Annotated in this window: 11 protein-coding genes; 7 read left to right on the forward strand and 4 right to left on the reverse strand. The window is 67.3% G+C overall.

Annotation, left to right across the window (positions count from 1 at the left end; genetic code table 11):
• Positions 1-40 precede the first annotated feature (40 nt).
• The 4 genes from N5C91_RS21015 to mrdA all read left to right on the forward strand — a co-directional run bounded on the left by N5C91_RS21015 (position 41) and on the right by mrdA (position 5,732).
• The gene (locus N5C91_RS21015; RefSeq protein ID WP_236170662.1) at positions 41-1,132 is read left to right on the forward strand and encodes a polyamine ABC transporter substrate-binding protein; all 1,092 of its coding nucleotides are present in this window, start codon (positions 41-43) and stop codon (positions 1,130-1,132) included.
• Positions 1,129-2,397 carry an FAD-dependent oxidoreductase gene (locus N5C91_RS21020; RefSeq protein ID WP_279831756.1) on the forward strand — a complete coding sequence of 423 codons (1,269 nt, stop codon included), beginning with the start codon at positions 1,129-1,131 and terminating at the stop codon, positions 2,395-2,397. The genes N5C91_RS21015 and N5C91_RS21020 overlap by 4 nt, the downstream gene beginning before the upstream one ends.
• A 46-nt stretch (positions 2,398-2,443) precedes the next feature.
• Entirely contained in the window at positions 2,444-3,343 is a 900-nt protein-coding gene (locus N5C91_RS21025; RefSeq protein WP_236170660.1) for a DMT family transporter, read from the forward strand.
• Between the two features lie 496 nt (positions 3,344-3,839).
• Positions 3,840-5,732, forward strand: coding sequence for a penicillin-binding protein 2 (mrdA, locus tag N5C91_RS21030; protein ID WP_279831757.1), 1,893 nt, complete (start codon positions 3,840-3,842; stop codon positions 5,730-5,732).
• A 48-nt stretch (positions 5,733-5,780) separates the two neighbouring features.
• On the opposite strand, the gene N5C91_RS21035 is transcribed toward mrdA, so the two are convergent.
• The 4 genes from N5C91_RS21035 to N5C91_RS21050 are packed head-to-tail and all read right to left on the reverse strand — an operon-like array spanning position 5,781 to position 10,928.
• Positions 5,781-5,996 (reverse strand): formate dehydrogenase subunit delta, encoded by a 216-nt coding sequence (locus tag N5C91_RS21035; RefSeq protein WP_236198781.1) that lies wholly within the window; start codon positions 5,994-5,996, stop codon positions 5,781-5,783.
• On the reverse strand, positions 5,993-8,896 hold the full coding sequence (gene fdhF / locus N5C91_RS21040; RefSeq protein ID WP_279831759.1) for a formate dehydrogenase subunit alpha: 2,904 nt from the start codon (positions 8,894-8,896) through the stop codon (positions 5,993-5,995). The genes N5C91_RS21035 and fdhF overlap by 4 nt, the downstream gene beginning before the upstream one ends.
• Positions 8,893-10,452, reverse strand: a complete 1,560-nt coding sequence (locus N5C91_RS21045) for an NADH-quinone oxidoreductase subunit NuoF (protein ID WP_279831761.1) — start codon at positions 10,450-10,452, stop codon at positions 8,893-8,895. The genes fdhF and N5C91_RS21045 overlap by 4 nt, the downstream gene beginning before the upstream one ends.
• Positions 10,446-10,928, reverse strand: a complete 483-nt coding sequence (locus N5C91_RS21050; RefSeq protein ID WP_279831842.1) for a formate dehydrogenase subunit gamma — start codon at positions 10,926-10,928, stop codon at positions 10,446-10,448. The genes N5C91_RS21045 and N5C91_RS21050 overlap by 7 nt, the downstream gene beginning before the upstream one ends.
• A gap of 387 nt (positions 10,929-11,315) precedes the next feature.
• Here N5C91_RS21050 and N5C91_RS21055 point away from each other — a divergent pair, with 387 nt between their 5' ends.
• From N5C91_RS21055 to N5C91_RS21065, 3 genes are all read left to right on the forward strand, one after another.
• Positions 11,316-11,684 (forward strand): c-type cytochrome, encoded by a 369-nt coding sequence (locus N5C91_RS21055; RefSeq protein ID WP_279831762.1) that lies wholly within the window; start codon positions 11,316-11,318, stop codon positions 11,682-11,684.
• A 97-nt stretch (positions 11,685-11,781) separates the two neighbouring features.
• Complete coding sequence (locus tag N5C91_RS21060) at positions 11,782-13,095, forward strand: D-arabinono-1,4-lactone oxidase (protein ID WP_236171056.1); 1,314 nt, start codon at positions 11,782-11,784, stop codon at positions 13,093-13,095.
• A 16-nt stretch (positions 13,096-13,111) separates the two neighbouring features.
• Entirely contained in the window at positions 13,112-14,389 is a 1,278-nt protein-coding gene (locus N5C91_RS21065) for a DSD1 family PLP-dependent enzyme (protein WP_279831763.1), read from the forward strand.
• Positions 14,390-14,399 lie beyond the last annotated feature (10 nt).

Raw genomic sequence — 14,399 nt, forward strand, 5'->3', positions numbered from 1 at the left:
CCATACCGACCATCTCCAAAAACAAAAAACCGAGGGCAGCATGATCAACCGTCCCATGACCCTGGCAGGCCTGGCCCTGTCGCTGTTGGCTGGCACCACCCAGGCGGCGCCGACCGTCACCATCGCCAACTGGAGCAGCTACATCGCCGACGACACCCTGGCGAACTTCACGAAGCAGACCGGCATCCAGACCACCTACGACCTGGTGGACAGCAACGAGACCACCGAAGCCAAGCTGATGACCGGCGCCAGCGGCTACGACCTGGCCAGCCCGTCCAACCACTTCCTGCCGCGGCTGATCAAGGCCGGCGCCATCCAGGAGCTGGACAAGAGCAAGCTGCCCAACTGGAACAACCTCGACCCCAAGCTGATGAAGATCCTCGAGGTCAGCGATCCGGGTAACCGCTACGCCATTCCCTACCTCTGGGTGACCGTGGGCATCGGCTACAACGAGGACAAGATCAAGGCCATCTTCGGCAACACCGACGTCACCCGCAGCTGGCAGCTGCTGTTCGATCCGAAGAACGCGGAGAAGCTCGCCCAGTGCGGCATCGCAGTGATCGACAACGCTACCCAGATGGTGCCCATCACCCTCAAGGTGCTCGGCCGCGACCCGGCCAGCCAGAACCCGGACGACTTCAAGGCGGCCGAGGCGGCGCTGCAGGCGATCCGTCCGTCGATCCGCTACTTCCACCAGTCCAAGTACGTCAGCGACCTGGCCAACGGCAACATCTGCGTCGCCATCGGCTTCAGCGGCGACGTGCTGCAGGCCATGACCACTGCCCAGCAGGCCGGCAACGGCGTGAAGATCGGCTACAGCCTGCCGCGCGAAGGCAGCACCATCGCGGTGGACACCGTGGTGATTCCCAAGGGCGCGCCGCACCTGGACAACGCCTACGCCTACATGAACTACCTGCTGCAGCCCGAGGTGATCGCCAATATCACCAACGCCGTGCAGTACCCCAACGGCAACGCCGCCGCGAGCCAGTATGTGAAGCCGGAACTGCGCGCCAACCCGGCCGTCTACCCGCCGCAGGAAGTGCTCGATACCCTGTTCCCGATCAAGACCCTGTCGCCCTCCGGGATGCGCATGAGCACCCGCCTGTGGACCCGAGTGATGAGCGGCAAATGACCCAGCCCAACGACCTGCGCCGCCACGCCCTGGTGGTCGGCGCCGGCGTGGTCGGCCTGGCCACCGCGCTGCAACTGCAACGCCGCGACTTCCGCGTGACCTTGCTGGACCGCAATCCGCCGGGCCTGGCCACCTCGTTCGGCAACGCCTGCACCTTCGCCACCTATTCGGTGGAGCCGGTGGCCACGCCCGGCATCTGGCGCAAGGCGCCGGGCATGCTGCTGCGCCCGGACAGCCCGCTGGCGATCCGCCCGGCCTACCTGCCGCGCATCGCGCCGTGGCTGCTACGGTTCCTGGCGGCTTCGCGGCGTGATCGCGTCGAGGCCATCGGCCACGATCTCAATACCCTGCTGCGACCGTGCATGGAGGCGTGGCAGGGGTTGTTCGATGCGGCCGGCGCCAATGACCTGATCCGCCACGATGGCGCGCTGTACATCTTCGAACAGCACGAACGCGGCGACGCCCAGGCCATGGTGGATTACCACCGGCGCTTCGAGGTACCGATCCGCTTCGTCGACGGCGGTGAATTACGCGAGCTGGAACCGGCGCTCAATGCCCGGGCGAGCTGCGCCGTGGAGCTGCCGGGGGTGAGCCGCACGCTCGACCCGTATGCGCTGAGCCTGCGCCTGTTCGAGCGCTTCCAGGCCATGGGCGGCGAATTCCGCCGTGGCGAGTTGCTGGGCATCGAACCGGCCGGGCAGGGCAGGGACGCGGTGCAGGCGCAACTGGCGAGCGGCGAGCGGCTGGCCGCCGACCGCGTGGCGCTGTGCACCGGCGCCTGGTCGCGGACCCTGGTGGAGCAGTTGGGCGATGCCGTGCCGCAGGACACCGAACGTGGTTACCACGTGCTCTTCGGCCATGCCGGCGAGGTGCTCAATCGCCCGGTGTGCTGGGGTGCTGGCGGCTTCTACATGACGCCCATGGCCCAGGGCCTGCGGGTTGCCGGCACGGTGGAGTTCGCCGGGCTGGAGGCGCTGCCGAGCCCGGCGCGCTACCGCTACCTGACCCGTGGCGCGCGGCGCTTCCTGCGCTTGCAGCACGAGCCGGTATCGCAGTGGATGGGCTTCCGCTCCTCGGTGCCGGACAGCATGCCGGTGCTCGGTCCGTCGCGACGCTTGCCGCAGGTGTTCTACAACTTCGGCCACGGTCATATCGGCCTGACCCTGGGCGCCATCACCGGCCAGCTGCTCGCCGAACAGGCCAGCGACGTGGTCACCAGCGTGCCGGTGTCGCCCTTCCTCGCCAACCGCTTCAGCTCGCGCTGAAGCCTTGACGGCGCATCCACCCACCCACGAAACAGGAGAACACGACATGCCCCAGCTGACCCTCGTCGCCCCACGCAGCCATGCCATGCGCAGCGTGGGCCTGATGCTGATGTCGATGTTCTGCTTCGCCGTGGTGGATGCGCTGGCCAAGGTGGTGGCGCTGAAATACCCGGCCAACGAGGTGACCTTCTTCCGCATGGCCTTCGGCGTGCTGCCGGCGTTCCTGCTCTGCCTGCGCGGCCGACCGCTGGCTGAGCGCTGGCGGCAGCTGGACGTGCGCGGGCAGAGCATCCGCGCGGTGACGCTGCTGGGTTCCTCGGCGCTGTTCTTCGCCGGGTTGCCCTACGTGCCGCTGAGCGAAGCCATCTCCATCGCCTATTCCGAGGCGCTGCTGGTGATCGTGCTGGCGCCGCTGCTGCTGGGGGAGCGCCTGCTGCCGCGCAACGCCCTGGCGGCGGTGCTGGGCTTCATCGGTGTGCTGATGGTGGTCAAGCCGGACAACGCCGAGGCCAGCCTGCTCGGGCCGGGCCTGCTGGTGGCCAGCGCGTTCTTCGGCGCGTTGTCGATGATCCAGATTCGTCGCATCCGCGCGACCGACGACTCCACCACCACGGTGCTGTATTTCACCGTGCTCGGCACGCTGGTCACCGGCGCCACGCTGCCGTTTTCCTGGAGCACGCCGAGCCTGCCGGACCTTGGCTTCATGCTCGCGCTCGGGCTGCTCGCGACCCTCGGGCAACTGCTCTTCACCATCGCCGTGCGCCGTGCCCACGCCGCCACGCTGGCGCCGTACACCTACACCAGCATCATATGGGCAAGCCTGCTGGGCTACCTGATCTGGGGCGAGGTGCTCAGCCTGCTGTCGCTGGTCGGCATCGTGCTGATCGTCGGCAGCGCGGTGGTCGTGGCGGTACTGGAACAGCCGCCGGAAGGCTCGGTGGTCTGACTTTTCAGCAACGAACACACTCCGTAGCGTCCGGCGCCATGGCTTCAGGTGCCGCGAATCCTGTCCGCAATCCTGGGTAGGCCGGGTGCGAGGGTAGGCCAATCGCGGACGGAGTCCGCTCCTACGCGAGGGCATGCTGTTGGCGTTTTCCGCAGGGTCGGCAGATATCGCGGGCAAGGCCCTTTCCTGCAAAGGCGTCAGGCTTCGTAGGAGCGGACTCCGTCCGCGATTGGCATCGCCCGGCAGAGGACTACCGGAAACTGCAGGGAGGCCTGGCAAGAGGGCGATGCCGCGACTACCGGTCAGAATCCGGCCTGTCGGTCTGGTACCATGCCGCGCCGGTATGCCATGTGACGCGTGAATACGCCGCGCTGGGCGGTGCCGGCTTCTTCCGTCCAACTGCGCTGCAAACAGGCCGCATCGATCGGAAAGCCCCCACGCGAGGCGTGGCTGAATCGCTTTTCCGCAGGATCGATGGGGACCTTCTGGAATCCCGATGCACGATCCGATCAAACTCAAGGACCACCAGCAGGAGTCGACCCTGGTCAACCGCCGCCTGATTGCCTGCGGCGCGCTGGTGGCCCTGATGAGCGTTACCCTGGTGGCGCGGATGTACTTCCTCCAGGTCACCGACTACGCGACCAACGCCACCGTCTCCGAGAGCAACCGCATCCATGTGCTGCCGATTCCTCCGGAACGCGGGCTGATCTTTGACCGCAACGGCAAGGTGCTGGCCGAGAACCTGCCCAGCTTCAACCTCACCCTGACCCGCGAGCGCGCCGGCAATTCCCAGGCGGTGCTCGATCAGGTCAGCGATATTCTTCACCTGAGTCCCGAACAGCGCCTGCAGTGCGACAAGGCCCTGAAGAAGAGTCGTCATCCCTTCGAGCCGGTGACCCTGCTGCATGAGTTGAGCGAGGAGCAGATCGCCCTCATCGAGGTTAATCGCTACAAGCTGCCGGGCATCGACGTGGACGCCGAGTTCGTCCGCCATTATCCGTATGGCGAGCATTTCGCCCATTCGGTCGGCTTCGTCGGGCGGATCAACGAGCGCGAGGCCGCGCGCCTGGACAACACCGAGTACCGCGGCACCGAGTACGTCGGCAAGACCGGCGTCGAGCACTTCTACGAGCCGCAACTGCACGGCCACGTCGGCTACGAGGAAGTCGAAACCAACGCCCAGGGCCGCGTCATGCGGGTGCTGAAGAAGGTGCCGCCGGTGGCCGGCGAGAACATCGTGCTGGGCCTGGACGTGGACCTGCAGGTCGCCGCCGAGAAGGCCCTGGGCGATCGCCGCGGCTCGGTGGTGGCGCTGGACCCGAACACCGGCCAGGTACTGGCGATGGTCAGCAACCCGAGCTTCGACCCGAACCTGTTCGTCAACGGCATCAGCTCGACGCAGTACGCCGAGTTGCGCGACTCCATCGACCGGCCGCTGTTCAACCGGGCCCTGCGCGGACTGTACTCGCCGGGCTCGACCATCAAGCCGGTGGTGGCCATCGCCGGGCTGGATACCGGCACCATCACGCCGGCGTCGCGGGTTTTCGATCCGGGCTACTTCCAGTTGCCCAACTACGACCACAAGTACCGCAACTGGAACCACAGCGGCGATGGCTGGGTCGACCTGGACACGGCCATCAAGCGCTCCAACGACACCTACTTCTACGACGTCGCGCACAAGCTCGGCATCGACCGCATGCATGACTACCTGAGCCGCTTCGGGCTCGGCAGCAAGGTCTCCATCGACATGGCGGAGGAATCCCCGGGGCTGATGCCGTCCCGCGAGTGGAAGCGTGCCACCCGGCGCCAGGCCTGGTTCCCCGGCGAGACGGTGATCCTCGGCATCGGCCAGGGCTATATGCAGGTCACGCCGCTGCAGCTCGCCGAAGCGACCTCGCTGATCGCCAGCAAGGGTGCCTGGCATCGGCCGCGCCTGGCCGAGTCGGTGGGCGGCGAGGACGTCGTCGACAGCCACCCGATGCCCGACATCCACCTGAGCAATCCCCACGACTGGGATGCAGTGAACTACGGCATGCAGCTGGTCATGCACGACCCGGGCGGTGGCGCGCGGGCCGCGGGGCAGGGCGCGCAGTACCGTATCGCCGGCAAGAGCGGTACCGCGCAGATCGTCGCGATTCGCCAGGGCGAGCGCTACAACCGCCTGAAGACCCAGGAACGCCACCGCGACAATGCACTGTTCGTTGGATTCGCCCCGGCCAGCGCGCCTTCCATCGTGGTCTCGGTGACCATCGAGAACGGTGAGGCCGGCGGCCGCGTGGCCGGGCCGGTGGTGCGCGAGATCATGGACGCCTGGCTGCTCGACCAGGACGGCAAGCTCAAGCCGCAGTACGCCGCGCCGGCCGAGACGGCATCGGGCAAGCACGCCTGAGGCCTGCCAGTGCCCGGCCCGCCTGTCGGGCTGGGCACTGGCAGCCGGCTAGGCCATCTGCTCCAGCAGCGCCGCCCGCACCAGGGTATGCAATTCGTCGCCCTGATTCTGCTCCTGCCAGTCCTTCAGCTCGCGGCGCATGGCCGGCGTCCAGAAGTTCTGCAGGTGCTGCTGCACGCCATGCACCGCCAGCTCGTGGTCCGATTCGGTGGCGAAGTACTGGCCGATCTGGTTGGCCATTTTGATCAGGTTCTCGACGCTCATCGACGCACCTCGGCTTTCTCGGCTTTCTCGGCTTTGGCGTGGCGCCGTTCCTTGAGCAAACGCCGTTGTTCGTCGCTGAACGCCTGGTAGCGCTTCTGCCATTCCGAGGGCTGGAACACGCGCACCACTTCCACCGCCGTGACCTTGTATTCCGGGCAGTTGGTGGCCCAGTCGGAGTTGTCGGTGGTGATCACGTTGGCGCCCGATTCGGGGAAGTGGAAGGTGGTGTAGACCACCCCCGGCGCCACCCGCTCGCTGACCTTGGCGCGCAGCACGGTCTGCCCGGCGCGGCTGCCGACGCCGACCCAGTCGCCGTCGTTGATGCCCCGGCTTTCGGCATCGCTGGCGTGGATTTCCAGGCGATCCTCCTCGTGCCAGGCGACGTTGTCGGTGCGCCGGGTCTGCGCGCCGACGTTGTACTGGCTGAGGATGCGCCCGGTGGTGAGCAGCAGTGGGTAGCGAGAGTTGACCTTCTCCTCGGTGGGTACGTAGCCGGTGAGCATGAAGCGCCCCTTGCCGCGCACGAACTGCTCGATGTGCATGGTCGGCGTGCCGTCCGGCGCGGCGTCGTTGCACGGCCACTGCAGGCTGCCGTGGCGGTCCAGTTCGGCGTAGCTGACGCGGGTGAAGGTCGGTGTCAGGCGGGCGATCTCGTCCATGATCTGCGACGGGTGCTGGTAGCCCATCGGGTAACCCAGGGCGTTGGCCAGGGCGACCGTGGCTTCCCAGTCGGCCTTGCCGCCCAGCGGTTCCATCACCTTGCGCACCCGCGAGATGCGTCGCTCGGCGTTGGTGAAGGTGCCGTCCTTCTCCAGGAAGGAGCTGCCCGGCAGGAACACGTGGGCGAACTTGGCGGTTTCGTTGAGGAAGATGTCCTGCACCACCACGCATTCCATGGCGGAAAGGGCGGCGGTGACGTGCTGGGTATTCGGGTCGCTCTGGGCGATGTCCTCGCCCTGGCAGTACAGCGCCTTGAAGGTGCCGCCCAGCGCCGCTTCGAACATGTTGGGAATGCGCAGGCCGGGATCGGGCTGCAGGGTCACGCCCCAGGCCTGTTCGAACTGGCTGCGCACCGTTGCGTTGGAAATGTGCCGGTAGCCGGGCAGCTCGTGGGGGAAGGAGCCCATGTCGCAGGAGCCCTGCACATTGTTCTGGCCGCGCAGCGGGTTGACCCCGACGCCCTCGCGGCCGACGTTGCCGGTGGCCATGGCGAGGTTGGCGATGCCCATCACTGCGGTGCTGCCCTGGCTGTGTTCGGTGACGCCCAGGCCGTAGTAGATCGCCGCGTTGCCGCCGGTGGCGTAGAGGCGGGCGGCGGCGCGGATTTCCTCGGCGGGCACGCCGCACACCGGGCCGAGTACTTCCGGTGAGTTCTCCGGCAGGCTGACGAAATCACGCCAGCGGATGAAGTCGCTGGCCTCGCAGCGTGCGTCGACGAAGTCCTGCTTGACCAGCCCCTCGCTGACGATGACGTGGGCCAGCGCGTTGAGCATGGCGACGTTGGTGCCGGGGCGCAGCTGCAGGTGCAGCTCGGCGCGGGCGTGGGGCGAATCGACCAGGTCGATGCGCCGCGGGTCGATGACGATCAACTGCGCGCCCTGGCGCAGGCGGCGCTTGAGCTGCGAGCCGAATACCGGGTGTGCGTCGGTGGGGTTGGCGCCCATCACCAGTACCACGTCGGAGTGCATGACCGAGTCGAAGCTCTGGGTGCCCGCAGACTCGCCCAGGGTCTGCTTCAGGCCGTAGCCGGTGGGCGAGTGGCAGACCCGCGCGCAGGTGTCGACGTTGTTGTTGCCGAAGGCCGCGCGCACCAGCTTCTGTACCAGGTAGGTCTCTTCGTTGGTGCAGCGGCTGGAGGTGATGCCGCCGATGGAGTCGCGCCCGTATTTCGCCTGGATGCGCCTGAATTCGCTGGCGGCGTAGGTGACGGCCTCGTCCCAGCTGACCTCCTGCCATGGGTCGCTGATGTGCTTGCGGATCATCGGTTTGCTGATGCGGTCCGGGTGCGTGGCATAGCCCCAGGCGAAGCGGCCCTTGACGCAGGAGTGGCCGTGGTTGGCCTGGCCGTTCTTGTCCGGGACCATGCGTACCAGCTGGTTGCCCTTCATTTCCGCGCGGAAGGAGCAGCCCACGCCGCAGTAGGCGCAGGTGGTGATGACCGCGCGCTCCGGCTGGCCGATCTCGACCACGCTCTTTTCCATCAGTGTGGCGGTGGGGCAGGCCTGCACGCAGGCACCGCAGGAGACGCATTCGGAATCGAGGAAATTCTCCCCGCCGGCCGCTGCCACGCGGGACTCGAAGCCGCGCCCCTCGATGGTCAGGGCGAAGGTGCCCTGGGTTTCCTCGCAGGCGCGCACGCAGCGGTTGCAGACGATGCACTTGCTCGGGTCGTAGTCGAAGTAGGGGTTGGAGACGTCTTTCGCATCACTCAGGTGGTTGGCGCCGTCGTAGCCGTAGCGCACCTCGCGCAGGCCGACCTGGCCGGCCACGGTCTGCAGTTCGCAGTTGCCATTGGCCGAGCAGGTCAGGCAGTCCAGCGGGTGGTCGGAGATGTACAGTTCCATCACGTTGCGCCGCAGGCCCGCCAGCTTCGGCGTCTGCGTGCGCACCACCATGCCCTCGCTGACCGGCGTGGTGCAGGAGGCCGGGTAGCCGCGCATGCCGTCGATCTCCACCAGGCACATGCGGCAGGAGCCGAAGGCTTCCAGGCTGTCGGTGGCGCAGAGTCTGGGAATGCTGGTGCCCAGCAGCGCAGCGGCGCGCATCACCGAAGTACCGGCAGGGACGCTGATTTCGCGGCTGTCGATGCTCAGACTGACCTGCACGTCGCTCTCGCGGGCGGGGGTGCCGAGGTCGATCTCACTCGTGCTGGACGTGGCAGGGTCGAAGAAATTGATCACGAGTCGGCCTCCGAAGTCGCCAGACCGAAGTCGGCGGGGAAGTGCTTGAGGGCGCTGGCCACGGGGAAGGCGGTCATCCCGCCGAGGGCGCAGAGCGAGCCGTATTGCATCGTGTCGCAGAGGTCGGTGAGCAGCCGCGCCTGTTCCTCGCGGGCGCCCAGGTCGGTGGCGGCGATCAGCCGGTCGACCACTTCGACGCCACGGGTTGAACCGATGCGGCAGGGCGTGCACTTGCCGCAGGATTCCTCGGCACAGAACTGCAGGGCGAAGCGCGCCATGTGGGCCATGTCCAGGCTGTCGTCGGCGACCACCACGCCGCCGTGGCCGAGCATCGCGCCAACGGCGGCGAAGGCTTCGTAGTCCAGCGGGGTGTCGAACTGCGACGGCGGCAGCCAGGCGCCCAGCGGTCCGCCAACCTGTGCGGCTTTCAGCGGGCGGCCGCTGGCAGTGCCGCCGCCATAGCCCTCCACCAGCTCGCGCAGGGTCAGGCCGAAGGCGCGTTCCACCAGGCCGCCGTGGCGAATGTTGCCGGCCAGCTGGAAGGGCATGGTGCCCAGCGAGCGGCCCATGCCGAAGTCGCGGTAGTACTGCGCGCCCCTGGCCAGGATGATCGGCACCGAGGCCAGGGTGAGCACGTTGTGCACCAGCGTCGGCTGGCCGAAAAGCCCCTGCAGCGCCGGTAGCGGCGGCTTGGCGCGGACCACGCCGCGCTTGCCTTCCAGCGACTCGAGCAGGGCGGTTTCCTCGCCGCAGATGTAGGCGCCGGCGCCGACTCGCACTTCCAGGTCGAAGGCGCGGCCACTGCCGCAGACGTCGTCGCCGAGATAACCGGCTTCGCGGGCGATCGTCAGGGCCAGGTTGAGCGTGACGATGGCGTCCGGGTACTCCGAGCGCACGTAGAGGTAACCCATGCTCGCACCGACCGCGAGGCCGGCGATGGCCATGCCCTCGATCAGCAGGAAGGGGTCGCCTTCCATCAGCATGCGGTCGGCGAAGGTGCCGGAGTCGCCTTCGTCGGCGTTGCACACCACGTACTTCTGGCTGCCGGCTGCGTCGCGTACGGTGCGCCACTTGATGCCGGCGGGGAAGGCTGCGCCGCCTCGCCCGCGCAGCCCGGAGTCGAGCACGGCGGCGACGACATCGGCGCCGTCCATGCCGATGGCGCGGCTCAGCCCTGCGAAGCCGCCATGGGCGCGATAGTCGTCCAGCGACAGCGGCCGGGTGATGCCGGCGCGGGCGAAGAGCAGGCGCTGCTGGGTCTTCAGGTAGGCGATCTGTTCCACCAGCCCCAGGGCCAGCGGGTGGCGTGCAGGGTCGTCGGCGAGCGCGTCGAAGAGGGCAGGGACATCGGTTGCCGCCAGCGGGCCGAAGCCCAGCCGGCCTTCGTCGCTGTCCACTTCCACCAGCGGTTCCAGCCAGTACAGGCCGCGCGAGCTGGTGCGCTGGATCTCCAGCGGAATCTGCCGTCGCTCGGCTTCGGCGACCAGCGCATCGGTCAACTCATCGGCACCCACCGCGCGGGCCAGCGAGTCGCAGGGGATGAACAGCTTCAACATGCGGCGTCCTCCCGGCAACCGTTCACCAGCTCGCGCAGGCGTTCGGCGGTGAGGCGGGCGTGTACGCGGCCGTCCAGTTCCAGTGCCGGCGAACAGGCGCAGGCGCCCAGGCAATAGACCGGGCGCAGGGCGATGCGGCCGTCGGCGCTGGTGCCGTGATCGTCCAGCCCGAGCTGCTCGCGCAGTTGCGCAGCAAGTGCCTCGGCGCCGCGGCTCTGGCACGACTCGGCCCGACACAGGCGCAGCGTATGGCGGGCCGGCGGCGCGGTACGGAAGTCGTGGTAGAAGCTGATTACCCCGCGCACCTCGGCAACGCTGAGATTCAGGGCGTGGGCGATTTCCGGCAGGGCCGCGTCGGGGATGTAGCCGACACAGTCCTGGATGCCGTGTAGCACCGGCAGCAGGGCGCCGGGCGTGGCTTTCAGGCGTTCCAGCAGCGCGTGGATCAGGGGCAGGTGAAGCGAATCATCAGGCATACAGCGCACCTCGATATCGCGGATGCCCGCCAGGGGCGGCGCTCCGGAATCCTTCGGCTGCGGCGTACCGGCCACGTCACGGTTGGCGTGGCTGTTCGGGGCGCCATTGTTATTATCCGGCCAGGCATCTGGGCGCACCTGGTCCTCGACAGTATGGAAGCTTGCCATTGCTGCTGCCCAAGGATTGCACCGCAGCGACCCTCCGCATCCTGAAACCGACAGGCCCTTAAACCGACAGACTGCCGAAACGGCCACGCTGTCCGCTCAAAGCCCCCTTGTTGGCCGGCAAAGCCCTCGGGGACGAACGGTCAGCGACTTAACCTGCCCGCTACCCATGACAACAAGAATCCGCGCTGCCGGTCCGCGCGGGAAGAATAGGGGAGCACCATGCACAAACCCGCAACACCCTGGCTGCAGATTGCCTTGCTGGCCCTGGCTGGCCTGCTCGGCGGCTGTGGTGACGACGCCGCGCCGACACCCTCCCGCAACGCCGCCGCCCTGGCGCCTGCCGACCCCGCCCTGGCGAAGATCTACGACAGCAGCTGCAAGCTCTGCCACGCCAACCCGGCCTCCGGGGCGCCGCAGAGTGGTGACGGGAAAGCCTGGCAACCGCGCGTCGCCCAGGGTTCCGACAGCCTGCTGGACCACAGCATCAACGGCTACAAGGGCATGCCGCCGATGGGCATGTGCATGCAGTGCTCGGAGGAGCAGTTCCTTGCGCTGATCTCATTCATGTCCGGCCAGCAAGTCCAATAGGCGAGGGGAGCATTCGATGACCATTCATCTCACCCGGCGCCAGCTGCTGCGCAGCGCAGGCGTTGCCGGCGCGTTCGCGGCGCTTTCCAGCAGCCCGATGGCCGCCGAGCTGGCCCGTGCGCCGCGACTGATTCCCTGGCGCAACTGGTCCGGCGGGCAGAGCTGCCTGCCGGCGGCACGCCTGGCGCCGCAGAGCCTGGACGAACTGGTGCAGGTCATTCGCCAGGCCCAGGGCAAGGTACGCCCGGTAGGCTCGGCGCATTCCTTCAGCGCCCTGGTACCCACCGATGGCACGCTGGTGTCGCTGGCCTACTTCAACGGCCTGCTCGGCCATGACGCCGACACGCTGCAGGCAGAATTCGCCGCAGGTACGCCCATGTCGCTCATGGGACCGGCGTTGAAGGAGATCGGCCAGGCCCTGCCGAACATGTCGGATATCGACTACCAGACACTGGCCGGGGCGATCTCCACCTCGACCCATGGCACCGGCGTCGGCTTCGGCTCCTACTCCACCGGCGTGACCGGCCTGCAACTGGTGACCGCCAGCGGCGACGTGCTGGACTGCGACGCCCAGCGCCATCCCGAGGTGTTCAACGCCGCGCGGGTATCCCTTGGCGCCTTCGGCATCGCCACCCGCGTGCGCCTGCAGAATCGCCAGGCGTTCCGCCTGCACGAACGGCAGTGGATCGCCAGCACCGAGGAGCTGCTGGAGGACGTGGAGAAGAACACACGCGAGAACCAGCACTGGGAAATGCAGGTGCTGACCCACTCCGACTACGCGCTGTCCATCGCCCTCAACGAGACCAGCGACCCGGCCACGCCGCCGCTGGACCCGGCCAAGGAGGGTGGCAACGAGTACGTCAGCATCATCGAGAACCTCGACAAGTACGGCAGCGACTTCCCCGCCGCGCGGCGCTTCCTGCTCAACAGCCTGCGCCATGTCGCCAGCTTCGACGACCGCATCGGCGACTCCTACGACATCTTCGCCAACGTGCGTAACGTGCGTTTCAACGAGATGGAGTATTCGGTCCCCGCCGAGCACGGCCCGGCCTGCCTGCGCGAGATACTCAAGCTGATCAACGACAAGGACCTGCGCACCTGGTTCCCCATCGAGTACCGCTACGTGAAGGCCGACGACATTCCCCTGAGCATGTTCGAGGGGCGCGACAGCTGCTCGATCTCCGTGCACCAGCACTACAGCATGGACCACCACAACTTCTTCGCCGCCGTCGAACCGATCTTCTGGAAGTACGCCGGCCGCCCGCACTGGGGCAAGCTGCACACGCTGAATGCGCGCACGCTGCAACCGCTGTATCCGCGCTGGAAGGAATTCACCGAGGTGCGCCGCGAGCTGGACCCGCAGGGCAAGTTCCTCAATGCCCACCTGTCATCGATCCTGGGCGTGGCCTGACAAGGAAGAACAACCCATGAAACGACGCAATTTCATCGTCGGCGCGGCGGGCGCGGGCGTTCTGCTCGCCGGTGCCGGCGCCTGGCTGCGACCGGGTGACCACGGCGCCCCCTACGACGACTACTTTGCCCGGCTGAACCGCGAGTTGCGCGAGCACGGGCCGATGCGCCCGGTGATGCTGATCGATCTCGACCGGCTGGACCACAACGTCGATGCAGTGATGCAGTCGGTGGCGCGCACCGGCAAGCACTTGCGCGTGGTGGAGAAGTCCCTGCCGTCGCCGCACCTGCTCGACTACATCGCCAAGCGCGCCGGCACGCGGCGGATGATGTCGTTCCACCAGCCTTTCCTCAATCATGATGCCGAGCGCTTCCCCGACTCCGACCTGCTGCTGGGCAAGCCGCTGCCGGTCGGTTCGGCGCAGCAGTTCTACGAGAATCTGCGTGGTCCCTTCGACCCGACCAGCCAACTGCAGTGGCTGCTCGATACTCCCGAGCGCCTGCAGCAGTACCTGGCGCTGGCACAAGGGCGCAATACCCGGCTGCGGATCAACATCGAGCTGGACGTCGGCTTGCACCGGGGCGGGGTGGCCGACCATGAGACCCTGGACAGGATGCTCACGATCATCGGCGCCAACCCGCAACACCTGGAGTTCGCCGGCTTCATGGGTTACGACCCCTTCGTCGGCATGGGCGTGCCCGAGATCCTCGGCTCGCCGGAGGATCTGTTCGCCAAGGTGATGACCCTGTATGACGGCTTCGTCGACTACGCCCGTACCCGCCATGCGCCGCTGTGGAAGCCGGGCCTGACGCTGAACACCGCCGGCAGCCCGAGCTTCCGCATGCACGAGAACGAACGCACCAGCAGCGAAGTGTCGGTGGGCTCGGCGCTGGTCAAGCCCACGCACTACGACCTGCCGTCGCTGGTGGAGCACCAGCCGGCCGCCTTTATCGCCACACCGGTTATCAAGAGCACCGGCCCGGTGCGGATTCCGGCGCTGGACGACAAGTCGAAACTGTTCTCCTGGTGGGACCCGAACCAGCGCGAGACCTTCTTCGTCTACGGCGGCAACTGGCTGGCCGAGCCCGAGTCACCCAGGGGATTGCAGTTCAACGGCCTGTACGGACGCAGCTCGAACCAGGAAATGCTCAACGGCTCCAGCGCCGTCGGGCTGAAGGTGGACGACCAGATATTCCTGCGCCCGACCCAGTCCGAGTCGATCCTCCTGCAGTTCGGTGACCTCCTGGCTGTGCGTGGGGGGCGTATCGTCGAGCAGTGGCCGGTTTACAGCTGAACCTGGCTAG

This window comes from Pseudomonas sp. GD03903 (assembly GCF_029840045.1).
GTDB lineage: Bacteria > Pseudomonadota > Gammaproteobacteria > Pseudomonadales > Pseudomonadaceae > Pseudomonas > Pseudomonas pseudonitroreducens.

What these genes read in the sequence shown, in the direction of transcription:
- N5C91_RS21020 (WP_279831756.1), top strand. Translation starts at nt 1,129, where the DNA reads ATGACCCAGCCCAACGACCTGCGCCGCCACGCCCTGGTGGTCGGCGCC.
- N5C91_RS21065 (WP_279831763.1), top strand. Translation starts at nt 13,112, where the DNA reads ATGAAACGACGCAATTTCATCGTCGGCGCGGCGGGCGCGGGCGTTCTG.
- N5C91_RS21060 (WP_236171056.1), top strand. Translation starts at nt 11,782, where the DNA reads ATGGCCGCCGAGCTGGCCCGTGCGCCGCGACTGATTCCCTGGCGCAAC.
- N5C91_RS21025 (WP_236170660.1), top strand. Translation starts at nt 2,444, where the DNA reads ATGCCCCAGCTGACCCTCGTCGCCCCACGCAGCCATGCCATGCGCAGC.
- N5C91_RS21045 (WP_279831761.1), bottom strand. Translation starts at nt 10,452, where the DNA reads ATGTTGAAGCTGTTCATCCCCTGCGACTCGCTGGCCCGCGCGGTGGGT.
- mrdA (WP_279831757.1), top strand. Translation starts at nt 3,840, where the DNA reads ATGCACGATCCGATCAAACTCAAGGACCACCAGCAGGAGTCGACCCTG.
- N5C91_RS21050 (WP_279831842.1), bottom strand. Translation starts at nt 10,928, where the DNA reads ATGCCTGATGATTCGCTTCACCTGCCCCTGATCCACGCGCTGCTGGAA.
- N5C91_RS21015 (WP_236170662.1), top strand. Translation starts at nt 41, where the DNA reads ATGATCAACCGTCCCATGACCCTGGCAGGCCTGGCCCTGTCGCTGTTG.
- N5C91_RS21035 (WP_236198781.1), bottom strand. Translation starts at nt 5,996, where the DNA reads ATGAGCGTCGAGAACCTGATCAAAATGGCCAACCAGATCGGCCAGTAC.
- N5C91_RS21055 (WP_279831762.1), top strand. Translation starts at nt 11,316, where the DNA reads ATGCACAAACCCGCAACACCCTGGCTGCAGATTGCCTTGCTGGCCCTG.